24 protein-coding genes are annotated in these 21,740 nt (G+C 71.9%); 11 read left to right on the top strand and 13 right to left on the bottom strand.

The window, feature by feature from the left end; genetic code table 11:
- Nucleotides 1-30: 30 nt before the first annotated feature.
- A complete protein-coding gene (locus ACTWPV_RS12195) occupies nucleotides 31-891 on the top strand; it encodes a bifunctional helix-turn-helix transcriptional regulator/GNAT family N-acetyltransferase (protein ID WP_443151819.1) in 861 nt (286 codons plus the stop codon).
- Here ACTWPV_RS12195 and ACTWPV_RS12200 read toward each other — a convergent pair.
- The gene (locus ACTWPV_RS12200; RefSeq protein WP_443151820.1) at nucleotides 848-3,022 is read right to left on the bottom strand and encodes an MMPL family transporter; all 2,175 of its coding nucleotides are present in this window, start codon (nucleotides 3,020-3,022) and stop codon (nucleotides 848-850) included. The genes ACTWPV_RS12195 and ACTWPV_RS12200 overlap by 44 nt on opposite strands.
- A gap of 149 nt (nucleotides 3,023-3,171) precedes the next feature.
- Here ACTWPV_RS12200 and ACTWPV_RS12205 point away from each other — a divergent pair, with 149 nt between their 5' ends.
- On the top strand, nucleotides 3,172-3,765 hold the full coding sequence (locus ACTWPV_RS12205; RefSeq protein ID WP_443151821.1) for a TetR/AcrR family transcriptional regulator: 594 nt from the start codon (nucleotides 3,172-3,174) through the stop codon (nucleotides 3,763-3,765).
- Nucleotides 3,766-3,873: 108 nt separating this feature from the next.
- Here ACTWPV_RS12205 and ACTWPV_RS12210 read toward each other — a convergent pair whose 3' ends face one another.
- Together ACTWPV_RS12210 and ACTWPV_RS12215 are read right to left on the bottom strand one after the other, a co-directional pair.
- Complete coding sequence (locus ACTWPV_RS12210) at nucleotides 3,874-4,896, bottom strand: alkaline phosphatase PhoX (RefSeq protein ID WP_347642651.1); 1,023 nt, start codon at nucleotides 4,894-4,896, stop codon at nucleotides 3,874-3,876.
- Between the two features lie 338 nt (nucleotides 4,897-5,234).
- A complete protein-coding gene (locus tag ACTWPV_RS12215; protein WP_347642650.1) occupies nucleotides 5,235-5,702 on the bottom strand; it encodes a Dps family protein in 468 nt (155 codons plus the stop codon).
- 116 nt (nucleotides 5,703-5,818) lie between these two features.
- Between ACTWPV_RS12215 and ACTWPV_RS12220 the strand changes: the two genes are divergently transcribed.
- Both ACTWPV_RS12220 and ACTWPV_RS12225 read left to right on the top strand, forming a co-directional pair.
- A complete protein-coding gene (locus ACTWPV_RS12220) occupies nucleotides 5,819-6,499 on the top strand; it encodes a helix-turn-helix domain-containing protein (RefSeq protein WP_443151822.1) in 681 nt (226 codons plus the stop codon).
- Nucleotides 6,496-8,826, top strand: a complete 2,331-nt coding sequence (locus ACTWPV_RS12225; protein WP_443151823.1) for a VIT domain-containing protein — start codon at nucleotides 6,496-6,498, stop codon at nucleotides 8,824-8,826. Before ACTWPV_RS12220 ends, ACTWPV_RS12225 begins: the two co-directional genes overlap by 4 nt.
- Nucleotides 8,827-8,847: 21 nt before the next feature.
- On the opposite strand, the gene ACTWPV_RS12230 is transcribed toward ACTWPV_RS12225, so the two are convergent.
- Entirely contained in the window at nucleotides 8,848-9,111 is a 264-nt protein-coding gene (locus tag ACTWPV_RS12230) for a YciI family protein (protein ID WP_347642647.1), read from the bottom strand.
- Between the two features lie 73 nt (nucleotides 9,112-9,184).
- On the opposite strand from ACTWPV_RS12230, the gene ACTWPV_RS12235 reads away from it, so the two are divergent.
- Both ACTWPV_RS12235 and mmuM read left to right on the top strand, forming a co-directional pair.
- A complete protein-coding gene (locus tag ACTWPV_RS12235) occupies nucleotides 9,185-9,847 on the top strand; it encodes a Crp/Fnr family transcriptional regulator (protein ID WP_443151824.1) in 663 nt (220 codons plus the stop codon).
- Between the two features lie 58 nt (nucleotides 9,848-9,905).
- Nucleotides 9,906-10,772, top strand: a complete 867-nt coding sequence (gene mmuM / locus ACTWPV_RS12240; RefSeq protein ID WP_443151825.1) for a homocysteine S-methyltransferase — start codon at nucleotides 9,906-9,908, stop codon at nucleotides 10,770-10,772.
- A gap of 15 nt (nucleotides 10,773-10,787) precedes the next feature.
- Here the strand turns inward: mmuM and ACTWPV_RS12245 are convergent, their stop codons facing one another.
- Nucleotides 10,788-11,216, bottom strand: a complete 429-nt coding sequence (locus ACTWPV_RS12245) for a DoxX family protein (protein ID WP_443151826.1) — start codon at nucleotides 11,214-11,216, stop codon at nucleotides 10,788-10,790.
- A gap of 135 nt (nucleotides 11,217-11,351) precedes the next feature.
- Between ACTWPV_RS12245 and ACTWPV_RS12250 the strand changes: the two genes are divergently transcribed.
- The gene (locus ACTWPV_RS12250; protein WP_347643132.1) at nucleotides 11,352-11,810 is read left to right on the top strand and encodes a MarR family winged helix-turn-helix transcriptional regulator; all 459 of its coding nucleotides are present in this window, start codon (nucleotides 11,352-11,354) and stop codon (nucleotides 11,808-11,810) included.
- Nucleotides 11,811-11,941: 131 nt separating this feature from the next.
- Here the strand turns inward: ACTWPV_RS12250 and ACTWPV_RS12255 are convergent, their stop codons facing one another.
- Nucleotides 11,942-12,649: a lysophospholipid acyltransferase family protein gene (locus ACTWPV_RS12255; RefSeq protein WP_347620874.1), complete on the bottom strand. Its 708-nt coding sequence runs from the start codon at nucleotides 12,647-12,649 to the stop codon at nucleotides 11,942-11,944.
- Between the two features lie 161 nt (nucleotides 12,650-12,810).
- Here ACTWPV_RS12255 and ACTWPV_RS12260 point away from each other — a divergent pair, with 161 nt between their 5' ends.
- Genes ACTWPV_RS12260 through ACTWPV_RS12270 form a run of 3 tightly spaced genes read left to right on the top strand, consistent with a single transcriptional unit; the run spans nucleotide 12,811 to nucleotide 14,096 of the window.
- Complete coding sequence (locus tag ACTWPV_RS12260) at nucleotides 12,811-13,569, top strand: alpha/beta hydrolase (RefSeq protein WP_443151827.1); 759 nt, start codon at nucleotides 12,811-12,813, stop codon at nucleotides 13,567-13,569.
- Between the two features lie 46 nt (nucleotides 13,570-13,615).
- A complete protein-coding gene (locus ACTWPV_RS12265; RefSeq protein ID WP_443151828.1) occupies nucleotides 13,616-13,825 on the top strand; it encodes a hypothetical protein in 210 nt (69 codons plus the stop codon).
- A 31-nt stretch (nucleotides 13,826-13,856) separates the two neighbouring features.
- Nucleotides 13,857-14,096, top strand: coding sequence for a hypothetical protein (locus tag ACTWPV_RS12270; RefSeq protein ID WP_443151829.1), 240 nt, complete (start codon nucleotides 13,857-13,859; stop codon nucleotides 14,094-14,096).
- 10 nt (nucleotides 14,097-14,106) lie between these two features.
- Here the strand turns inward: ACTWPV_RS12270 and ACTWPV_RS12275 are convergent, their stop codons facing one another.
- From ACTWPV_RS12275 to ACTWPV_RS12305, 7 genes are all read right to left on the bottom strand, one after another.
- On the bottom strand, nucleotides 14,107-15,165 hold the full coding sequence (locus ACTWPV_RS12275; RefSeq protein WP_443151830.1) for a hypothetical protein: 1,059 nt from the start codon (nucleotides 15,163-15,165) through the stop codon (nucleotides 14,107-14,109).
- Nucleotides 15,166-15,253: 88 nt separating this feature from the next.
- On the bottom strand, nucleotides 15,254-15,949 hold the full coding sequence (locus tag ACTWPV_RS12280; protein ID WP_443151831.1) for an endonuclease/exonuclease/phosphatase family protein: 696 nt from the start codon (nucleotides 15,947-15,949) through the stop codon (nucleotides 15,254-15,256).
- A 10-nt stretch (nucleotides 15,950-15,959) separates the two neighbouring features.
- Nucleotides 15,960-16,892 (bottom strand): ROK family glucokinase, encoded by a 933-nt coding sequence (locus ACTWPV_RS12285; protein WP_443151832.1) that lies wholly within the window; start codon nucleotides 16,890-16,892, stop codon nucleotides 15,960-15,962.
- Nucleotides 16,893-16,906: 14 nt separating this feature from the next.
- Nucleotides 16,907-17,299, bottom strand: a complete 393-nt coding sequence (locus ACTWPV_RS12290; protein ID WP_443151833.1) for a hypothetical protein — start codon at nucleotides 17,297-17,299, stop codon at nucleotides 16,907-16,909.
- Between the two features lie 93 nt (nucleotides 17,300-17,392).
- Nucleotides 17,393-18,541, bottom strand: a complete 1,149-nt coding sequence (locus ACTWPV_RS12295; RefSeq protein ID WP_443151834.1) for an ArsA family ATPase — start codon at nucleotides 18,539-18,541, stop codon at nucleotides 17,393-17,395.
- Between the two features lies 1 nt (nucleotide 18,542).
- A complete protein-coding gene (locus ACTWPV_RS12300) occupies nucleotides 18,543-18,980 on the bottom strand; it encodes an SRPBCC family protein (RefSeq protein ID WP_347642636.1) in 438 nt (145 codons plus the stop codon).
- A gap of 58 nt (nucleotides 18,981-19,038) precedes the next feature.
- Nucleotides 19,039-19,806, bottom strand: a complete 768-nt coding sequence (locus ACTWPV_RS12305) for a metallophosphoesterase family protein (RefSeq protein ID WP_443151835.1) — start codon at nucleotides 19,804-19,806, stop codon at nucleotides 19,039-19,041.
- Between the two features lie 118 nt (nucleotides 19,807-19,924).
- Here ACTWPV_RS12305 and ACTWPV_RS12310 point away from each other — a divergent pair, with 118 nt between their 5' ends.
- The gene (locus ACTWPV_RS12310) at nucleotides 19,925-21,673 is read left to right on the top strand and encodes an AMP-dependent synthetase/ligase (protein ID WP_443151836.1); all 1,749 of its coding nucleotides are present in this window, start codon (nucleotides 19,925-19,927) and stop codon (nucleotides 21,671-21,673) included.
- Nucleotides 21,674-21,740: the final 67 nt, after the last annotated feature.

Raw genomic sequence — 21,740 nt, forward strand, 5'->3', positions numbered from 1 at the left:
GTAAGAGCCTTCAACAGGTTCTATACGAAGGTGATCGGCGCGCTACAGGCAGGGATGCTCGACTCGCCGTACTCGCTGACCGAGGTGCGGGTGCTGTTCGAGCTGGCGCACGCCGAACGGATGGAGACCGGCGAGCTGCGCGGGCTGCTCGACCTGGACGCGGGCTACCTCAGCAGGATGCTGGCCCGCTTCGAGGGCGACGGGCTGATCGCGCGCGAACGCTCCGCCTCCGACGCGCGCAAGCAGCTCGTACGCCTCACGCCCGCGGGCTCGGAGGTCTTCGCCAAGCTCGACAGGCGCTCGGCCGAGGAGGTCGAGCGCCTGCTGTCCACGCTGCCCGAGCCCGACCAGGAGCGGCTGGTCACCGGCATGGCGACGATCAGGAGGCTGCTGGGCCCGCCCGGGGAGCGGCAGCCGTACGTGATCAGGCCCCCGCGCACCGGTGACCTGGGCTGGGTCGTCCACCGCCACGGCGCCCTCTACAGCGCCGAATACGGCTGGGGCACCGGCTTCGAGCAGCTGGTCGCCAGGATCGTCGGCGAGCTCGACTTCTCCCGCGACGCCGGGTGGATCGCCGAGGTGGGCGGTGAGCGGGCCGGGTGCGTGTTCTTCGTCCGGCAGGACGCTGCCACGGCCAAGCTGCGGATGTTGCTGGTCGAGCCGTCCGCCCGCGGCATGGGCATCGGGCGGCGGCTCGTGGAGGAGTGCCTGCGGCACGCGCGGGCGGAGGGCTGCCGGCGCGTCACGCTGTGGACGCGCGACTGCCTGGTGAGCGCGCGGCACATCTACCGGGCGGCCGGGTTCGAGCTGGAGTCGGAGGAGAAGGGCACGGAGAACGGCGTCGAGGTCACCGACCAGATGTGGTCGTGCGACCTGCGGGCCACCAGTTGAGCGGCCCCGCCAGGCGCATCAGGCTCGGCACCAGCACCGCCCTGATCACCGTCGCGTCCACCAGCACGGCCACCGCCATGCCGACGCCCAGCATCTGCACGAACGACACCTGAGCGGTGGCGTAGGCGGCGAACGTCAGCGCCAGGATCCCGCCGGCCGCCGTGATCAAGGGGGCGCTCCGCTGCAGGCCCGCGGCCACGGCGTGCTCGGTGTCTCCCGTCCTGTCGTACTCCTCCTTGATACGCGACAAGAGGAACACCTCGTAGTCCATGGACAGCCCGTAGGCGACGCAGAGCATGAGGATGGGGATGCTCACCTCGAGCGTGCCGGTGGGGGTGAAGCCGAGCAGGCTCGACAGGTTGCCCTCCTGGAAGATCCAGACCAGGGCTCCGAACATGACGCCGAGGCTGAGCACGTTCATGAGGGTCGCCTTGATGGGAATGATCACACTCCTGGTCATGAGGAACAACACGACGAAGGTCATGCCCAGCATGAGGGCGAGGACGAGCGGCAGCCGGTCCACCACGGAGGACCGGTAGTCGGCCAGCTCGGCGGGATAGCCGCCGAGCAGCACCTCGAACGGCGGCTCGACGGAACGTACGGCCTCGACGACGCGGACGGGGTCGCCGGCCAGCGCCTCCGCCGACGGGACCACGGACAGCCACGTCCCCTGCCCCGCGAACCTGGCGGGGTCGCCGTCGCCCACCCGGCCGCCCGCGGTGTAGGAGCCCGCCGCCGAGTCGACCTGGGCGACGCCGGGGACCCGGGACAAACGCGCGGCATACGCCGAAATGTCGCCCGACGCCGTACCTTTCGAGATGACCTGGATGGCGTCCGTCTCCTCCGCCGGGAAGGACCGGCGGATGACGTCCTGGGTCTGCCGCGATGATGCCTCGGGCGGCAGGATGCGGTCGTCGGCCACGCCGAAGCGCAGCCCGAGGAACGGCGAGGCCAGCACCAGCAGCACCACCATGGCCAGCCCGCCGGCCAGCAGTGGCCGGCGCATCACCCGCAGCGCCGTCGTGTGCCAGAACCCCGCCGCGCGCTCGGGCCCCTCCCGCTCGGGGAGCATCGTGCCGCCGGCCGTGGCGAGCACGGCGGGCAGCACCAGCACCGCCGCGACCAGGCCGCCGATCACGACGGCGACGCCCGCGTACGCGAAGGAGCGCAGGAAGTCGAACGGCAGCGCGAGCAGCACCGCCAGGGACGTGGCCACGGTGAGGCCGCTGAACAGCACCGTCCTGCCGGCGTGCTCCACGGCGCCAGCGACCGCGCTCGCCCGGTCGGCGCCGCGCCGCGCCTCCTCGCGGAACCGCTGCATCACGAACAGGCAGTAGTCGATGCCGAGGCCGAGCCCCATGGCCAGGGTCAGGTTCAGGGCGAACGTCGAGATCTCGGCGAACAGCAGGGCGCCGCCGAGGAGCGCCAGCCCCACCACCATGGCGAACACCCCGGCCAGGATCGGCACCACGGCCGCCACCACGCGCCGCTGGTGGAACCAGAGCAGCACGAACGCCAGCGGGAAGATCACCAGCTCGGCGCGGACGAAGTCCTGCCTGGCCAGGGGCACCGTCTCCCTGAACACCTCCTCCCCTCCCCCGGCCCGCACCTGGAGCAGGCCGCTGCCCTCGGTGATCTCGGGCACGAGCCCGGGCAGGACCCCGGCCCGCACATGGTCGGCGTCACCCGGGATGCGCACCAGGATCAGCGCGTGCCTGCCGTCGCCGCTGCGCAGGGCGGCGGGCCGGTCGCGGGTCCAGTAGGAGGCGGCCTCGGCGACGCCCTCCTCGCGCCCGATCCGGGCGGTCAGCTCCCTGCCCGCCGCGACGACGGCGGGATCGTCCACGGTGCCGCTCCTGGCGGTCACCAGGAAGATCATGTCCGGGCTGCCCGTGCCGAACCGCGCGACCAGCTCGCTCTGGGCGCGGTCGGACTCCGATCCCGGCGCCTCGAACCTGGACAGGGACAGCTGCGACACCGTGCCCGCCGCGAGCACCGCGGCGACGACGGACACGGCCAGGGCGAGCGCGAGCACGAGCCGGCGGCGCCGGACGAGGAGGAACCCGAGCCTGCGCAGCGCCGGGTCCGCGACGCTCGCTCCGGCGGCCCGGGGCCGCGCGTTCACCGCCATGCCGGCACCTCGGCGGGCGTCCTCAGGGGGCCGGGCTCGATGACGAGCACGGTAATCATGGCGTCTCCTCAAAACTCGGTAAACTACTCGTGTTTACGGTTCGCACCAGAAATACAAGCAAAAGCTCGTGTTTGTCAATGAGGAGACGCATGGCTGAACGCACGGTCCGCCGGCAGGCGCGCGGCCTGAAGCGCATGGCGGAGATCCTCGACGCGGCCGAACAGGTCATCGCCGAGGTGGGCTATCCCGAGCTGACCACGAACCAGGTCGCCGCGCGGGCGGGGATGTCACCCGGGTCGCTGTACCAGTTCTTCCGCAACAAGGAGGAGATCCTGGACGGGCTGGTGACCCGCTACACCGACGACCGGCAGGAGTTCTGGGCCGGACGGCTGGCCGCCGTCACGCCCGACGTTCCCCTGGACGTGCTGGTCGGGCAGTTGGTGGACGAGAGCGTGCGGTTCAAGAGCCGCTCGCCGGCGTACTGGTCGTTGTTGTACGGGACGGCGACGGGCGATCGCCTGGCCGAGGCGGCCGGACGGCTGCACGACGACATCGCCCGGCACATCGCCTCCATGCTCCGCCGCCGCTCACCCGGGCTTTCTGAGGAACGCTCCCTGCTCGTGGGCAGCATGGCGCTGGCCATGGTGAAGGCGGTGATGCCGATGATCACTTCGGCGTCGCCCGAGCGCGGCGCCGAGCTGGTGGACGAGCTGAAGTTCGCGCTCGTGCGCTATCTGAGCTGACCGGCAGGGTCATCGGGCAGGCTCGCAGGGAAGCACGGGCCCGGGATGATCGGGCCCGGGACGATCGGCGAGGGAGATCGGGGAGCGCGAAGCTCAGGCCGGAGAAGCTCAGGCGCGGAAGCGGCCCGTCACCTCGAACGTGTGCCCCTCGGCGCGGCCCCGCCGCGCCGAGAAGTAGAGCCGTTCGCCGTCCGGGGAGAACGCCAGCCCTGTCAGCTCGGCGCCGTCGTGCCCCTCCAGCCGCAGGAACGGCGTGACCGCCCGGTCGGGGGCGATGACGTCGATCTGCGTGGTCTCCCTGGCCACGTAGAGGTCGCCCGAGGGCGCCGCCGTGATGGCGCGCACGCCCGAGCACAACCGGTCGAGCGTCGAGGTCTGCGCATCGTAGGCCCACAGGCCCGAGTCGCCCTTGGTGGTGAAGTAGCACACCCCGCCCGCGTAGTGGCAGCCGTCACCGCCGTCGAAGTGGCGGGCGTCCTCCACCTGGTGGCGGGCCTCCTGGAAGAGCGCCGCCGGCGAGGGCACCGCCTGCCAGCGGCCCGAGGCGCAGAGGACCTCCAGCGCGCCCTCCGTCAGGTCACCCCAGTCGCCGGGTATGAACCGGTAGAAGCAGCCGTCCGGCTCGTCCTCGGTCATGTAGACCACGCGCCGCTGCGGGTCGCAGGCGGCGGCCTCATGCTTGAACCGGCCCATGGCCAGGCGGGGACGGGCGGCGCGCGAGCCGTACGGATCGCATTCGAAGACGCGGCCGCGGTGGCCGAGCTCGCACGACAACCAGGTGTGCCACGGTGTGGCACCGCCCGCGCAGTTGAGATCGGTGCCCGACAGGATGCGGTAGGCGTCGGCCACGCTGCCGTCGGCGCGGAAGCGCAGCGCCGACGCGCCGCCGAGCAGCGGCAACTCGGAGTTGGACACGTAGATCCAGCCCGCGCCGTCAGGGAAGCAGGCGCCACCGTCGGGCGCCGCGTGCCAGGTCAGCCCGGCCACCTTGTGCCCGGAGCGGGCCACCTCCCTGCCATGGAACCCAGAGGGCAGGGCGAGGCCGTGCTCGCCCGGCAGGCGGAGCGGGCCGTACGGGCTGGGGCCGCCCGGCACGAGCGGGCCCGTGCGGAGGAGAGTCTTGTGGGACATCGTGGGGCCTCCCTCTAGGTGCCACGCTAGTCGACCGCACGGACATGAATGGCAGAGACTCGGCAGACCAAACTCTGCGCAAACCTCACGGCCCCAGAACTTGATCATGCGGGAGACCCTGAGCGGCCGGCAACCCGCGATGCCCGGCCGCCTTCAGGCTCGAAACGCGCGCCGGCACCCGGCCTCCGCGCGGCGGCCCATCCCGGCGGCCGTCTCGCGGCCGTCTCGCGGCCGTCTCGCGGCCGTCTCGCGGCCGTCTCGCGGGCCGTGTGCGCCGCTCAGGGCAGACGAAGAGCCCGGGTGCTCCGCCCTGCGGATCCCGGACTCCTCGGGGTCGGTCAGCGCTGGGCCTGGAACATCCAGTGTTGCTTGTCGATGTCCTGCGCCACGGCGATGAGCAGGTCCTGGGTGACGGGATCGGGCTCGTCGGTGACCCGGATGCGCTCGTACATCCGCTTGCTGATGCCGTCGAGCGTCTCGGTGATCCTCGCCACGACCTTGCCGTCCTCCAGCCAGCCGCCATCCGGCTGAGGGAGCTTCGTGTTCCTGGCGACCGTGGCGGAACGGCCGTCCGGGTTGACCCCCAGGGCGACGCTGCGCTCGGCGATGAGGTCCATGTGCTTCCTGGCCAGGTCGGTGACCTTGTCGAGCTGCCGGTGGATCGGGCGGAAGTGTGCGCCGACGAGGTTCCAGTGGGCCTGTTTGGCGACCAGCGAAAGGTCGATCAGGTCGACCAGAGCGCCCTGCAGGGCTTCCGCGACGGTGTTCCTGGCATCACCCGAGAGTGGACCGGTGATCGTGGCCATGTCGTCATTCCTCCCTATTCGGTCGGACTGTCCCTTTTATTAACGACTCTCAGGCCCGCGTTCTTCCGGTGCGCCATGGGTTGACAGTGTAATAGTGACAGTGTCACTGTGAAGGTATGAGCGACACCTGGACCATCGGCGAGCTGGCCGACCGCGCGGCGCGAGCGCTGCGCGACGGCGCGGCGCCTTCCGGGAACGGCAGGGTCAACGGCCGGGTCCGCGACGTGCCCGGCGAGCGGCTGATCAGGTGGTATACGACCATCGGCCTCGTGGACCCGCCCCTCACCAGGCGCGGCAGGATCGCCCGGTACGGACGGCGCCACCTGCTCCAGATCGTGGCCGTCAAACGGCTGCAGGCGGCGGGCCGCTCGATCGCCGAGATCCAGGCCGCCCTCGCGGGCGCGACGGACCGGATGCTGGAGACGACCGCCGCGCTCGACACCAGCACCGCGCTCGGGGACACCGCCGCGCTCGGGGACACCCCCGGGCTCGGCGACACCGCCGGGTCCGGAGACGCGCCGGACGACCGGGCGCGCGGACGGTTCTGGGCCGAGCACCCGGGTACGGGAGCCGCACGGGACACGGGGCCGCCGGCGGTCGGCCCCCGGCCCGGTCCTGAGGCGCGTGCGGGGAGGACCGGGCGCCGAGCGGGTGCCCTGGTGGCAGGGGTCGTGCTGGGCGACGGGGTGCGGCTGGTGCTGGACGCCGGCCGGGCGCCGTCCGATGAGGACGTTCAGGCGGTGCTGGCGGCGGCCGGGCCGCTGCTCGCGGTGCTCGAAGAGAGGCAACTGATATGAGGATCACTTCGCTGGAGCCCGCACGGTGCCTGCCGGTGCCGGACGCCGGGTTCGGCGCCCTGCGGACCGAACGCGGCAACCTGCCGCTCGAAAGCGTGGACGTGGCCGCCGGCATCTCGGGGCTCATCGCCGGGGTGGAGGTCACCCAGGGGTTCAGGAACCCGTTCGACGTCACCCTGGAGGCGACGTACGTCTTCCCGCTGCCCGACCGGGCCGCCGTGACGGGGTTCAGGATGGAGGCCGACGACCGGGTCATCGAGGGCGTGCTGAAGGAGCGCGGCCAGGCCAGGGCCGACTACGACCAGGCGCTGCGCGAGGGCAGGCGGGCGGCGATCGCCGAAGAGGACCGGCCGGACGTCTTCACGATCAGGGTGGGCAACATCCTGCCCGGCGAGCGCGTCTCGGTCCGGCTGACCATGAGCCAGCCCCTGCCGTACGAGGACGGCGCGGCCACGTTCAGGTTCCCGCTGGTCGTCGCGCCGCGCTACATCCCGGGCACGCCCATCGACGGGCGGCCCGCCGGCGACGGCGCCGCGCCCGACACCGACGCCGTCCCGGACGCGTCCAGGATCAGCCCTCCCGTCCTGCTGCCCGGCTTCCCCGACCCGGTACGGCTCTCGCTCAGCGCGCGCGTGGACGCCGCGGGCCTGGAGCTGCGCGAGCTGGCCTCCAGCCTGCACGTGGTCGAGGAGGAGGGCCACACGGTTCGCCTGCGCCCTGGAGAGCGGCTCGACCGCGACTTCGTCCTGCGCATGTCGTTCGACGCGTCCACGTCGTTGCAGCTCGACGGCGAGGGCACGTTCGCGCTGACTGTCGTGCCGCCGCCGCTGCAGGCCACGCGCGCGCCCCGCGACGTGGTGCTGCTGCTCGATCGCTCCGGCAGCATGGGCGGCTGGAAGATGGTGTGCGCCCGCCGGGCCGCCGCGCGCATCGTGGACACGCTGACGCCCCAGGACAGGTTCGCGGTGCTGACCTTCGACTCCGTGGTTGAGCAGGCGTTCGAGGGTCTGGTGGAGGCGTCCGACCGCAACCGTTACCGCGCCGTCGAGCATCTCGCGCGGGTCGACGCCCGAGGCGGCACCGAGCTGCTGGAGCCGCTGCTCCGAGCCGTCGCCCTCCTGGGCGCCACGTCCGGGCGCGAACGCGTCGTCGTGCTGGTCACCGACGGCCAGGTGGGCAACGAGGACCAGATTCTGGAGCGGGCCGGCGGGGCGCTGTCGGCCATGCGCGTGCACACCGTCGGCATCGACAGGGCCGTGAACGCCGGGTTCCTCGGCCGGCTGGCCGGGCTGGGCGCGGGGAGGTGCGAGCTGGTCGAGTCGGAGGACCGGCTCGACGCCGCCATGGAGCAGATCCACCGCAGGATCGGCGCCCCCCTGGTCACCGACCTGTCGGTCAAGGGCCTCGACCTGGAGCCGGACACGGTCACCCATCTCGGCTCGATCTTCCCCGGCGTGCCCCTGCGGGTGTTCGGGCGTTATCGCGAGGGCTCCGCGCTGACCGTGCACGGCATGGCGGCCGACGGGCCGTGGGAGCAGCAGGTCCCGGGCGTGACGGTGGACCATCCGGCCATCCGCGCCGTCTGGGCCCGCACGCACCTGCGGGAGCTGGAGGACCGGTACGCCATGGGCGAGCACGACCTTGAGTCCAGGATCGTGCGCACGTCCCTCGACAACGGTGTGCTCTGCCGCTTCACCGCGTACGTGGCGATCGACACCAGGCAGGTCGCCGACGGCGGCCCCGAGCACCGCGTCATCCAGCCGGTCGAGCCGCCCAGCGGATGGGAGATGCCGCGGAGCGCGGCGCCGATGGGCGCCTTCGGGCACACGATGATGGCCGCCGCGCCGGCAGCCGCCGTACACATGCGGCAGCCTCTGGGCTTCGCCCCGGGAGCGGAGCAGGGGCTGCTTGGCGATGCCGGCGCCGCCGGCCCGCTTCCGGCGCCGGGAGCGCCCGCGCGGCCGGGCTCGCCTCGCGGCATTGCCCGCTCCCGGAGGTCCGGCCCTCGGCACGCGGACCCGGTGGCATCGGTACGGCCTCAGCTGGTGGCCGAACTCGGCAGGCTGACGGCGCTTCCCGCCCCCGACCTGCTCTACCTGGCCGACCTGGGCTCGCGGCTGGCCGCGCTCGCCGCCTACCTCGGGGGAAACGAGGAACTGGCGGCGCTGGCCCGCGAGCTGGAGGCGGCCGAGCGGCCGGGCGCGGACGCGCAGGCGCTGCACGACCGCGCCGTCGCCGTCCTCACCGCGCTCGTCGGCCACTCCTCGGGGCCGGGGGCCACGGGTGAGCCTCGCGAGGGTCGCGGCCCGTTCTGGAAGCGCACCTAGTTTCCGGGATCACCGGGGCGGTCACATGATCGGCGTCCACTCCTTCAGCAGGACGACCTCGTAGCCGCCGGCCGCCGTGTACGGGTCCCGGAGGAGGATCTCCCGCAGGTCCTCCTCCCCGGGCACCTCGTAGACGTGCAGCGCCCCGGTGTCGTCCGCCCACGGCCCGGCGGTCACCAGCCGGCCCTCCTCCTTGAGCCCGCGCAGGTGCTCCCGGTGCGCGGGCCGGGCGGCGAGCCGCCGCGGGTCGCCGTCGAAAGCCAGGTTCAGTACGTATCTCGCCATGCCCCGCACGCTAGGCCCGCACTGTCCTTCGGCTCAGCATCGTGGGGCACGGCGATGGTGTATATCGGGATACATGACGTACACGCTGGCCGACCTGCCGATGTTCGCCCGGCTGGGAGAGGAACGGCTGCGCGGTCTGGCGGCGCGGCGCAGGCGCTATCCGGCGGGGCAGGTGCTGTGCTCCGAGGGCGATCCCGCAGACCATCTGATCGTGCTGCTCGACGGGCGGGTCAAGGCCGGGCGGGTGAGCGCGGAGGGCCGGGAGGTGGTTCTCGCCGTGGAGGCGGCGCCGGTCGCGTTCGACAAGACGGCCCTGCTCGTGGACGGGCCGCACCGGGCGACGCGCACGGCCCTGACGGCGGTGGAGGTCGCGTACGTCCCGCGCTCCGCCGTGCTGGAGCTGGTCGCCGGCGAACCGGAGGTCGCGGCGCGGCTGCTGCGCACGCTGGCCGCGACCGTGCGCGATCTCGACGAGCGGCTCACCGACGCGGCGGTGCGCGACGTGCCGGCGCGCGTGGCGGCCTGGCTGGTACGCCGCTGCGCCGACGGCCGGGTGCCGCTCCACGGCGGCCAGGCGGGCTTGGGGGCCGAGATCGGCGCGACCCGGGTGAGCGTCAACCGTGCGCTGCGCGGGTTCGAGCGCCGGGGATGGGTCGAGATCTCCGCCGGCGAGGTGGTCGTGCTGGATCGTCTGGCCCTCTCCCGCCTGGCCGCCGTCCCGATCCCGGCGTCCTGAGTCCCGGCGGAGCGTCCGCGTCGTCCGGAGGCCGTCCGGCTGCTCATACCCTGAAGAGGTGACGACACTTGTCCTGGACGGCGGCCTGTCCACCCAGCTCGAACGGCTCGGCGCGGATCTGCGCGACGCGTTGTGGTCGGCGCGGCTGCTGCTGGAGGAGCCGGAGCTGATCCGGCAGGCGCACGCCGGCTATTTCGCAGCGGGCGCCGACGTGGCCACGACCGCCAGCTACCAGGCCACGATCCCGGGCTTCGCCCGGCGCGGGCTCGACGTGGCGCAGGCCGAGCGGCTGCTCAGGCTGTCGGTCGAGCTGGCGGGACAGGCCCGCGACGAGGCCGGCGGCGGGCTGGTGGCGGCGTCGATCGGCCCCTACGGCGCCTACCTGGCCAACGGGGCGGAATACACCGGCGATTACGACCTCGACGAGGACGGCCTGTTCGCCTGGCACCTGCCGCGCTGGGAGATCCTCGCCGGGGCGGGAGCCGACCTGCTGGCCTGCGAGACGATCCCGTCCCGTCCTGAGGCGCTGGCGCTGGCCCGGCTGCTGAGCCACACGCCGGAGGTCAAGGCGTGGGTGAGCTTCTCCTGCAGCGACAGCGAGCATCTCCACGACGGAACACCGATCAAGGAGGCCGCCGCGCTGTTCGCCGGGCGTTCGCAGGTGGTGGCCGTCGGCGCCAACTGCACCGCGCCGCGCCACATCCCCGGGCTGATCTCGTGCCTGTCGGGCGCGCTGCCCGTGGTGGTCTATCCCAACTCGGGCGAGTCGTGGGACCCGGCCGGTCGCCGCTGGGTGGGCCTGGCCGACCCGATCGAGTACGGCCAGGCCGCCAAGGAGTGGCAGCGGGCGGGTGCGTCGCTGATCGGAGGTTGCTGCCGGACGACTCCCGAGCACGTCCGGCAGATCCGCGCGCACCTGTCCTGAGCGCCCGCCGTGGCGCTAGACGGCGACCGTGGCCGCACCCCCGCGGCGGCCCAGCACGCGGTCGAGCGCGAACGCGCCGCCGCCGCTGAAGCCGATGGCCAGGCTGGCCGCCGCGAGGGCCAGCACGAACTCGTAGCCGCCCTCGCCGGCGGCGAAGCCGTTCGCGCCGTGCACGAAGACGATCGCGCCCACCATGGTGAGCGCCAGCAGCGAGCCCACGATCGGCAGCGCGGCGCCGGCGACGAGCGCGAGCCCGCCCACGACCTCCAGCGTGGCCACCGCGGGGGCGGCCACCCCGGCCAGCGGGATGCCGACGGACTCGAAGAACTGGGTGGTGCCCGCGATGCCCATCGTCGCGAACTTCTGGTAACCGTGGACGATGAAGATCACGCCGACGGCGATCCTCGCGAGCAGCAGGACGATGGGGCGCGCCTGTTCGATCATGCGACCTCCTTGATTGTCGTTCAGTTTTGAACGACAACTCTAACCGTGATGTTCAAAGCCGAACAAGAAGTCAGGCCGCCGAGTCAAGGACCTCTTCGCAGGGGCGGCACGGCCTGCGCCTACACTGAGGCGGTGATGGACCCCCGATGGCTGGACGCGACGGAGATGGCGGCGTGGCATGCCTTCGTGTCCACCTTTCACCTGCTGGAGCGCCGCATCGAGGAGCAGCTCAAGGCCGCGGCGGGGCTGACGCACCCGCAGTATGAGATCCTCGTGCACCTCTCCGCCGCCCCCGACCGCCAGATGCGCATGACGGAGCTGGCCAGAGACGTCGTGGCGTCGAAGAGCGCGCTGACGTATCAGATCACCCAGCTGGAGAAGGCCGGCCTGGTGGAGCGGGCGCACTGCCCCTCGGACGAGCGCGGGGTGCTGGCGGTGCTCACCGACGCGGGCATGCACTGCCTGGAACGGGTGGCGCCCGGCCACGTGGAGGTGGTGCGCGCCTATCTGATCGACCGGCTCAGCCGTGAAGAGCTGCATACGATGACGACCGCCATGCGGAAGACGGAACGGGCCTTACGGTCGTCCCGCTGAGAGGTGACGTGGCTTCGGCGTGCCCGGAGGCACGCGCAGGCCCATGACCGGAGGACGGTCATGCGTGAGCATCACCATCCGACGTCACTCTAAGCTAGCACGCCATCACGCCGAGCGACCATTCTGCCGCCCTAGCTCTTCCCCGCGGCGGCGCGCGCGGCCCGCTCCATCTCGACGCGGGCGCTGGCGGCGTACTTGTCGACGTATTCCTGCTCCGACAGCTCCATCAGCGCGTACATGATCTCGTCGGTCACCGCGCGCAACACCAGCCGATCATCCTCCATCCCGTAATAGCGGGAGAAGTCGAGCGGCTTGCCGAACCTGACGCCCGGCCGGATGCCGAGCTTGGGCAGCGGCCGCCCGGGCGGCATCATCTCGTACGTGTTGATCATGGCCCAGGGGATGACCGGCACCCGGGACTCCAGCGCGAGCCGGGCCACGCCGGTCTTGCCTTTGTAGAGGCGGCCGTCGGGCGAGCGGGTGCCCTCGGGATAGATGCCCAGGATGTGGCCTTCGCGCAGGATGCGCAGCCCGGTGCGCAGCGCGGCCTCGCTGGCCTTGCCGCCGGAGCGGTCGATCGGCACGGTGCCGACGCCGCTGAAGAACAGGCGGGTGAAAAAGCCCTTCACGCCACGCCCGGTGAAGTAGTCGGCCTTGCCCAGGGAGATGACCTTGCGGCGGATCTGCAGCGGCCCGAAGAAGTGGTCGGCGAACGACAGGTGGTTGCCGGCCAGGATCGCCGGCCCCTGCCTGGGCACGTTGTCCGCGCCCTCGGTCCATGGCCTGAAGACAAGGTGGAGGATCGGCCCCAAGATGGCCTTGACCACCCAGTAGAACACCCCGGCACCTCTTCCTCAGCGCGTTGTCGGCGATCAGAGTCATCTTCCCATCCCGCGGGGGATGCTCCTACACCACCTCTCGCACAAACACCCTAGAACGTGCGACGATCGGGCCGTTCCGGGATGAAATTGCTGGAATGAAACAGCACAGAGGAGCTGTTATGCCGCTCATGCCAGGCGCGGAGCCCTACCACCACGAAGCAGGACAGGTCGGGGTGCTGCTGTGCCATGGGTTCACCAGCACGCCCCAGTCGTTGCGACCGTGGGGCGAGTTCCTGGCCGGGCACGGGGTGAGCGTCTCGCTGCCCCGCCAGCCCGGGCACGGCACCCGGTGGCAGGAGATGAACCGTACGCGCTGGGAGGACTGGTACGCCGAGGTGGAGAAGGCGTTCGAGATCCTTCAGGGCCGCTGCACGGAGGTGTTCGTGGCAGGGCTGTCGCTCGGGGGCTGCCTGGCGCTGCGGCTGGCCGAGGTGCACGGCCCGGCGATCAGGGGCGTGATCGTGGTCAACCCGTCGATCGCGAACGACGTGCCCCTGATGAGGCTGGCCCCGCTGCTGAAATGGTTCGTGCCGTCGGTGCCCGGCGTCGCGGGCGACGTCAAGAAGCCCGGCGTGACCGAGCTGGCCTACGCCCGCACCCCGGTGAAGGCGGCCGCCTCGCTGCCGGAACTGTGGTCGCTGGTGCAGGCCGACCTGGCGAAGGTGACACAACCGCTTTTGGTCTTCCGCAGTGCCGATGACCACGTGGTGAAGCCGGCGAGTGTGGCGATCATCCGTGAGAAGGTGCCGCAGGCCACGATCGAGGAGCTTACCGATAGCTACCATGTTGCGACGCTGGACCACGATGCCGACAGGATCTTTGCCGGGAGCCTCGGCTTCATCCGGACACATGCCTCGGTACCCTTGCAGAGGGACTGATCGCACCCAGGGGGAAGTCGCGATCGCTGTGGAGAGGCCCATCTAGGTGACGCCCCAGAGTGACGAGGACGAGGTCTGGCGGCAGATCGTCGCGTCCTTCAACGACACCGCCGAGCGCGACTCGGCCGACCAGCCATGGCCGGACAGCGAGAACGTCCCCGCCGAACCCACCCGCCGGGTGGTCAAGCCCCCCCGAGGAGCCCCCGGCCGAGCCCGGCGGGCCGGACGAGCCCGAAGGCGACCCGGAACCGCGTGACGACGGCGACGAGGAGGACGAGGGTCACTTCGTGCCGCCCCCGCCGCCTCCCCTGCCCAAACTCGACCTGCCGACCAAGCTGGCGTGGGTGGCGCTGTTCGGCGGCCCCGCCTACCTCCTGGTCGCCGCGATGGCCAACTGGCACATGGAGGGGTGGGCGCTGTTCACGGCGGTGGCGGCGTTCATCGGCGGGTTCGTGGCGCTGGTGGTGCGCATGGGCGACGGCCCGCCGTCCAACGACTCGGGCTGGGACGACGGCGCCGTGTTGTGAGGCCCCCGCCCTACGACTTCGACGTGGTGGTCTTCGGCGCGAACGCCTCCACCACGTCGGTGTAGCGGTCGGCGGTGTCGACCGCGTGGCCGACCGCCCAGACCGCGCCCTTGCCCGCGAGATAGGCCACCGCCTGCAGGCGCACGCTGCTCCTGCCGTGCTTGGCGCGGCCACGGATGATCTCGCAGTCGCCCTTCTCGCAGCGCATCATGAACGGCTCCCCCGCCCGCGACGGGTCGTAGCCGGCCATCCAGTGGCGGCCCTTGCCGTCGCCCGTCACGCCGTAGAGACGGGCCTCGGAGCGGGGCAGCCGCTGCTCGCGCCAGCGCTTGCCGTTCCAGGTCAGCACGAGCGGGCTGATGTCGCCGGGACCGTGGTAGACGCCGCCGACGGCCACCGCCCGCTTGGAGCTGTCGACGTGCACGTCACGCAGGTAGCCGCCGCGGATCGAGGGCACCGGCATGGACTTCCACGAGTTGCCTGACCGGTGCACGATCAGCGGCTCGGTGCCGGTGTCGCCGACGGCGAACCCGTCCGCCACCGCGTAGAGCGCGCCCTTCTCCTTGGTCTCGTGGACGGTCCAGGAAGCTCCGTGGCCGGTGAGGATGAGCCCGTTCTTCTCGCGGCTGCCGACCGCGACGATCCGCCCCGACCTGGCGTCGATGCCGCCCAGCCAGTCGCCCGCCCGCAGGCCCTGCGGCCTGACCCGGTCGAACCCCGTCGCGTCGCCGTGCGCCAGATAGGGCAGCCCGTCGTGGCCGTCGCCGACCGTCCACACGTCGGACGCGGACACGGCGGCCAGGCCGCGCAGGTTTCCCGCGGCCGTGGCGTCGCGCACGGGCACCTCCGCCCAGCTCTTGCCGTTCCAGTGGCGGATGGCCCCGCGGTTCTTCCAGACGTCCCAGATCTCCTGCTGGCCCACGGCCCACACGTCGTCGGCCGAGATCGCGAGCACGTCGGAGAGCGAGCCGTCGGCCTGGAGGCGCACGCTGGTCGAGTGCTGCCACGCCTCGATCGTGGCAGGACGGGGATCGGCATGCGCGGCGGGCGAGGCCTGTGTCAAGGCCACGGACGTCGCCAAGATCAAAGAGAGCGCACGCCGCTGAGAGCGACGGGTCATGATTGAATGCTACGGGCTCGCGAGCCCCTCTTGCCCGTTACAGCCCAACTCGCAACTCTGCGATGACCGGCAGATGGTCGGAGGCAGCGCCCAGATCGGCCGGCGGGGCGTCCACTCCCCCGCAGGAGACGACACGCGCGGCGCGCGCGGCGAACACCCCGTCGATGCGCGCGGACGGCCGCCGCGCGGGGAAGGTCAGGCCGTCGCCCTTGGGCGCCACCGCGTAACAGTCGGCCAGCCGCCCGGCGAGATAACGCCAGGCGGGCTGGCGGTCCTGCTCGTTGATGTCGCCGCCGAGCACCACCGTCGCGTCCAGCCGGGTGGCCGCGCGTTCCACCAGCGCCACGGCCTCCGCCGCGTGGTGCACCCTGGCCGGGTCGTTGAGGTCGAGGTGGAGCGAGCCGACGGCCAGCCGGGTCCCCTCCGCCTCCACCACGGCGACCGCCAGCCCGCGCCGCTCCAGCCCGAAGAAGGCGCGCAGCGCGTGGCTCTCGGCGTGCAGCACGCTGACGCGGGGCCCGGTGAACACGGCGACGCCCCCGAGCCTGCCCGGGGTGGCCGCCCGCAGCCCCGACGCGACGGCCAGGGCCCGGCGCCTGGCCCGCCAGCGTACGAACCTGGGCGCCTCCTGCACGCACAGCACGTCGGCGCGCATGGCGGTGATGACCCTGGTCAGCGCGGGAACGTCGTCACGCAACCCGTGCAGGTTGTAGGTCGCTACGCGGATCGTCACGTAGCGGTGACTAGCGGCGCCTGGCCAGGTCGGCGGCGCCCACCACGCCGGCGGAGGCGCCCAGCTCCGCCAGCTTGACCTCGGCCAGCGGCCGGTGCCCGTGCCCGGTGAGCCGCTCGGCGAAGGTCTCGCGCGCCCGGTCGATGAACAGGTCGGCGGCGCGGGACACCCCGCCGCCCACGATGAAGCAGCCGGGGTCGAGCACCGCGGCCAGGTCCGCCATGCCCTGGCCCAGCCAGTCGGCGAGATTGCCGAACGCTTCCAGCGAGGCTTCGTCGCCCAGCCGCGCGGCCTCGGTGACCTCCTCGCCCTCGATCTTGCCGCCGGCCAGCCCCAGCAGGATCCCGGCCCGCTCCGGCTCCGCCTCGGCGATCGTCCTGGCCTCCTTGACGAGGGCCTGACCGCTGGCGTACTGCTCCCAGCAGCCGATGTTGCCGCAGCCGCACGGCCGCCCGCCGGGCAGCACCTGCATGTGGCCCAGCTCGGCGCCCATGCCCCAGCGACCGCGGTAGAGAGCGCCGTCGAAGACCAGACCGCCGCCGATGCCCGTGCCGAGCGTGATGCAGACCACGTGAGACTGGCCCCGCCCGGCGCCGAACCTGGTCTCACCCCAGGCCATGGCGTTGGCGTCGTTCTCGATCACGACCGGCAGGCCGAGCAGGCCGCTGATCTTCTTCTGCAGCGGCTCCTCGCGCCAGGCCAGGTTGGGGGCGAAGCGCACCATCGACCTGGTCTCGTCGACGAACCCGGCCGCGCCGACCCCGACCGCCTCGATCCGCCTGCCCTCCGCCAGCTCGCGAACGACGTCGGCCACCGTCTCGGCCACCACTTCCGGGCGGTCGGCGGCGGTGGGCCTGAGCGTGTGTTCGACGATCTTGCCGTCATCGTCGACCACACCGGCGGCCACCTTGGTTCCGCCGATGTCGACACCGATCGTGAGCATTGCCCCGTGTCTCCCTATCCCAGATCTATGTGTTCCACATTGTCGCGGCGATCCTGATCGTCGCGTTGCCTGCGAGGGGCGGGCGGCCTGCTGAGGACGTCGAGCGCGCCGCGGACGGCGGCGAACAGTTCACCGCCGGCGGCCACCAGGTGCCCGGTCACGTCGGAGCCGGACTCGCGCTGGGCGGCGATCGCCCGGCAGACCGGGCAGGCACGGCAGACGTACTCGTCGTGTGGCTCGGACACCGCCTCTTCCCACACGTCGCGTTCCCTGCGACCGCCGCCGGCGAACGAGTTGAACACGGACTTGCCGACCTGGCGGGTGGCCCGCCCCTGGATCGACTCCAACAACTTGCGCGCCTCGTCGGCGACGGTCCCGATCGGATCTCTGTCGTTGCTCTCGGTCATCTGGCCCTCCCTGCGTATGGGGTCGCTCATCCTCCTCAACTCGTCAGGTTGCGGATTCGCTCCCCGACCTGAACGGTAATGCAGAAATCGCCGTCACGCGGGATCGCCGAACCGCACGCTGAGCACGCCGTCGCGGAGCGCTGCCGCGCTGATCTTACGACGGGCCAGCGCGGCGGGCAGCGCCAGGATCCTGCGGTAGGGGCCGGCGGTGACGATCAGCTCGTCTCCCTTGCGGGCCAGGTCGATGTCGTCGCGGTCGGCCCCGGGCAGGGCGAGGGCCAGCTCGTCGGCGCTCATCCGCAACGGAGGCTCGATCGCGTGCGGGGCGAACGGGTCGGACCCGCCGTACATCGACGCGCCGAGCTCGGCCAGGGCCTTCCTGCCGACGGGCTCGGCGGGCAGATAGGGGACGACGTACACGGGCAGCGGCGCGAAGGACTCCTCCGCCTCGGCCAGCAGCCTGGACTGCGCCTCCACCCACCGCGCACGCCACTCGTCGGCGTCGCCGTCGGGGAAGACCCGGTTGGCCACGACGGCGTCGACGCGGTAGCCGTACAGGTTGAGCGAGGTCATGGTGCGCCTGGCCTCGGCGAGCACCACGGCCTCCGGGGTGAGCACGAGCCGCACCGAGGCGTGGTCGCCGGTGAGCAGCTCGCGCACCTCCATCAGACCGCGGTGGAAACGCTCGGCCGCGCTCATGACCTCCTCGCCCGGCGCGCTGACGTGGGCCACGCTGCGCACGAACGGCGAGACCAGCCGCACGAGCTTGCGGCCGACCGGCATCAGCCTGCTGACGTGCCAGTCGAGCGCCTCGGGCAGGGCCAGCAGCCGCAGCGTCTCAGCCGTCGGCGCGCAGTCGACCACGATCACGTCCCAGCGGCCCTCACGGGCGTGCTCGCGCAGCTCCAGCAGGGCGATGATCTCCTCGGCGCCGGGCAGGACGGTGATCTCCTCGGAGGTGACCTCGTCGAGGCCCAGCTCCTCCAGCACTCCCCTGGCGTATTCGCGCAGCTCGCCCCAGTGGCGCTCCAGCGTCTTCTGGGTGTCGACCTGGTGCAGGTGCAGCCCTGGCGCGATCTCGCCAGGCTCGGCGTCGAGCGCGTCGGCCAGCGAGTGGGCGGTGTCGGTGGAGACGATCAGCGTCTTGAGGCCGCGGGCGGCGGCGAGCGTGGCGGTCGCGGCGGCGGCCGTGGTCTTGCCGACGCCTCCCTTGCCGGTGAAGAGCAGAACCCGGGGGCTCAACTCAGCGGCCCTCGACGCGCTTCTTGAGACCCTTGAGCGCGGTGTCCACGATCACCTTCTCCGCCTTGCGCTTGATCATGCCGATCATGGGCACGCTGAGATCGACCGACAGCTCGTACGTCACCTCGGTGCCACTGCCCGCGTCGGCGAGCCGGTAACTCCCCCTGAGGTCGGAGACCATCTTGCCCGGCTCGACCACCTGCCAGCTCACGCCGTCGTCGTCCTGCCAGGCGTAGCCGAGGGTGTAGGTGTCGCTGATCGGGCCGGCGTCGAGGGCGAACCGCACCTGCTGGGGCCTGCCGTCGGGGCCGGTGGAGAGGACCTCCGCGCTCTTGACCTGCCCGGCCCATTCCGGGTAGGCCGGGAAGTCCGCGATGACCGCCAGGACATCGGCGCGACCGGCGCTGATGGTGGTGCTCGAAGTGGTGCGATCAGCCATGCGACCACCGTAGTGCACAACACGCCGCTCGGGACGGACCGGAGGGCGGCGCCCGCGCTCACCACTCGAGGACGTACGGAACGCCCCTCCCCCGGAAGTGGCCGACGTTCACGCACTCGGTGCGCCCGACGCGGGTGCGGCGGTGAAGGGGGTTGTGCACGTGTCCGAACAGGGCGTAGCGCGGCTGGGTGCGCCTGATCGCCTCCAGCGTGGCCTCGCTGCCGCGCTCGAACCTCCTGGCCACCACGTCATAGAGCAGCTCGGGCAGGGCCGGCGGGATGTGGCAGCACAGCACGTCGACCTCGCCGACCGCCTCGACCTTGGCCGCGTACTCCTCGTCACCGATCTCGTACGGCGTGCGGTAGGGGGTCCTGAGCCCGCCGCCCACGAACCCGAACCGCAGCCCGCCGATCTCCGTGACCTGCCCGTCGAGCACCTCGAGCCCCGGCCTGAGGTAGTCGGCCCACAGCGCGGGGATGTCGACGTTGCCGTAGGTGAGGTAGGCGGGGACCGGCATGGCGGCGAAGAGGGTCTCGTACTGGGCGCGCACGTTGCGTTCGATGTGCTCGCGCCGGTCGCCGCCGAGCGTGGCCCACAGCCGCGCCGACATGGCCCTGGCCTCGTCGAACCGTTTGGCCGTGCGCAGGGCGATGAAGGCGGACGCGTTCTCCGCCCCGAACAGGTCGGCGAAGATGCCCTGCGCGTGGTCGTCGTAGTCGATGAAAAGGATCAGGTCGCCGAGGCAGATCAGCGCGTCGGCGCCGTCGCCGGCCCTGGCCAAGGCGTCCGCCCTGCCGTGGACGTCGCTCACCACATGGACCCTCATGGGGGAAATCCTAAGAGCCCCGCTGCTAGCGTGACATAACGCCTCGGCGACGGAGCTACCAGCGCGTAACTTGGCGCGGTAACGTCCAGGCCAGGTCGTCACGAAGAGGAGTTGATCCGTGCGCGAGTACAGCGTCCCCGTCCTGGTCGACGTGCCCGCCTCCGCCGGCCTGGCCGACACCGTCTTCGCGCGGGCCGAGGAGCGGCCGGGCGCCGTGGTCATGCGCCGCAGAACCGACGCGGGCTGGCCCGTCGTCACCGCGGCCGAGTTCCGCGACCAGGTGGTCGAGGTGGCCAGAGGGCTGATCGCGGCGGGCGTCGAGCACGGCGACCGGGTCGCGCTGATGTCGCGCACCCGCTACGAGTGGACCCTCGTCGACTACGCCATCTGGTCCGTCGGAGCGGTCACCGTGCCGGTCTACGAGACCTCCTCGGCCGATCAGGTGGCGTGGATCCTCGCCGACAGCGAGGCCAAGGCGGCGTTCGTCGAGCTCGACTCGCACGAGGAGACCGTGCGGGAGGCGGCGCCCGGCCTGAAGGCGGTCTGGCGGATCGACGGCACGCTCGACGCCGAGGGTGTCCCGGCCTCCGCCGTCGACGAGCGCAGGAAGCGGGTCGCCTCCTCCGACCTGGCCACGATCGTCTACACCTCGGGCACCACCGGCCGGCCCAAGGGTTGCCGGATCACCCACGACAACCTGCTGTTCACCGCGCTCAACGTGCTGCGCGGGCCGCTGGAGCCGCTGTTCGCCGGCAAGGACCCGGCCGCGCTGCTGTTCCTGCCGCTGGCGCACATCTTCGCGCGGATGATCCAGGTGGTGCTGTTCGAGGCGGGCGCCGTCATGGCGCACACCCCCAACATGAAGAACGTCGCCCCCGACCTGCAGGGCTTCCAGCCGACGTTCCTGCTGGGCGTGCCACGCGTCTTCGAGAAGGTGTACAACTCCGCCGAGCAGAAGGCCATCGCCGGCGGCAAGGGCGCGATCTTCGCCCGCGCGGTGGACGTCGCGGTGGCCTGGAGCCGCGCCGAGAGCTCCGGTGGCGCGCCGCTCGGGCTGCGGCTGCGGCGGGCGGTGTTCGACCGGCTGGTGTACGCCAAGCTGCGCGCCGCCACCGGCGGCAGGCTCTCCGCGGCGGTGTCCGGCGGCTCGGCGCTCGGCGACCGGCTCGGCCACTTCTTCAGGGGCGTGGGCATCGAGGTCTTCGAGGGCTACGGCCTGACCGAGACGTCGGCCCCCTGCTCGGTCAACATGCCGGGCGCCAACAAGGTCGGCACCGTCGGCAAGCCGCTGCCGGGCGTCACGCTGCGCATCGGCGACGACGGCGAGGTCCTCGCCAGGGGCAGGAACGTCTTCGCCGGCTACTGGAAGAACGACGCGGCCACGGACGAGGTGATCGACTCCGAGGGCTGGTTCCACACCGGCGACATCGGCGAGCTGGACGCCGACGGCTACCTGCGGATCACCGGGCGCAAGAAGGAGATCCTGGTGACGGCGGCGGGCAAGAACGTCGCCCCCGGGCCCCTGGAGGACGCGCTGCGCGCCCACCCGCTGATCTCCCAGGCCATGGTCGTCGGAGACGGCCGGCCGTTCGTGGCGGCGCTGATCACCCTCGATCCCGAGGCCATGCCGGCGGGGGCGACGGCCGAGCGGCTGCGCACCGATCCGGAGGTGCTGGCCGCCATCCAGGCGGCCGTCGACCGGGCCAACCTGTCGGTGTCGAAGGCCGAGCAGATCAAGAAGTTCGCGATCCTGGCCGCCGACATCACCGAGGACAGCGGGCACCTCACGCCCACCCTGAAGATCAAGCGCAATCTCGTGTTGCGCGACTTCCAGAAGGAGATCGACGACCTGTACGGCGGGCCCTGACCCACCGCACAGGTGCGAGGGCCGGGGGCGGGCACCGGCCCACCGCACAAGTCCAGGGACGTGGTCC

Origin of the sequence: Nonomuraea sp. KM88 (assembly GCF_052245635.1) — a bacterium.
Classification (GTDB): domain Bacteria; phylum Actinomycetota; class Actinomycetes; order Streptosporangiales; family Streptosporangiaceae; genus Nonomuraea.

Coding starts and splice junctions, on each gene's coding strand:
- ACTWPV_RS12200 (WP_443151820.1), bottom strand. CDS start 3,022: ATGGCGGTGAACGCGCGGCCCCGGGCCGCCGGAGCGAGCGTCGCGGAC.
- ACTWPV_RS12205 (WP_443151821.1), top strand. CDS start 3,172: ATGGCTGAACGCACGGTCCGCCGGCAGGCGCGCGGCCTGAAGCGCATG.
- ACTWPV_RS12210 (WP_347642651.1), bottom strand. CDS start 4,896: ATGTCCCACAAGACTCTCCTCCGCACGGGCCCGCTCGTGCCGGGCGGC.
- ACTWPV_RS12215 (WP_347642650.1), bottom strand. CDS start 5,702: ATGGCCACGATCACCGGTCCACTCTCGGGTGATGCCAGGAACACCGTC.
- ACTWPV_RS12220 (WP_443151822.1), top strand. CDS start 5,819: ATGAGCGACACCTGGACCATCGGCGAGCTGGCCGACCGCGCGGCGCGA.
- ACTWPV_RS12225 (WP_443151823.1), top strand. CDS start 6,496: ATGAGGATCACTTCGCTGGAGCCCGCACGGTGCCTGCCGGTGCCGGAC.
- ACTWPV_RS12230 (WP_347642647.1), bottom strand. CDS start 9,111: ATGGCGAGATACGTACTGAACCTGGCTTTCGACGGCGACCCGCGGCGG.
- ACTWPV_RS12235 (WP_443151824.1), top strand. CDS start 9,185: ATGACGTACACGCTGGCCGACCTGCCGATGTTCGCCCGGCTGGGAGAG.
- ACTWPV_RS12245 (WP_443151826.1), bottom strand. CDS start 11,216: ATGATCGAACAGGCGCGCCCCATCGTCCTGCTGCTCGCGAGGATCGCC.
- ACTWPV_RS12250 (WP_347643132.1), top strand. CDS start 11,352: ATGGACCCCCGATGGCTGGACGCGACGGAGATGGCGGCGTGGCATGCC.
- ACTWPV_RS12260 (WP_443151827.1), top strand. CDS start 12,811: ATGCCGCTCATGCCAGGCGCGGAGCCCTACCACCACGAAGCAGGACAG.
- ACTWPV_RS12285 (WP_443151832.1), bottom strand. CDS start 16,892: ATGCTCACGATCGGTGTCGACATCGGCGGAACCAAGGTGGCCGCCGGT.
- ACTWPV_RS12290 (WP_443151833.1), bottom strand. CDS start 17,299: ATGACCGAGAGCAACGACAGAGATCCGATCGGGACCGTCGCCGACGAG.
- ACTWPV_RS12300 (WP_347642636.1), bottom strand. CDS start 18,980: ATGGCTGATCGCACCACTTCGAGCACCACCATCAGCGCCGGTCGCGCC.
- ACTWPV_RS12305 (WP_443151835.1), bottom strand. CDS start 19,806: ATGAGGGTCCATGTGGTGAGCGACGTCCACGGCAGGGCGGACGCCTTG.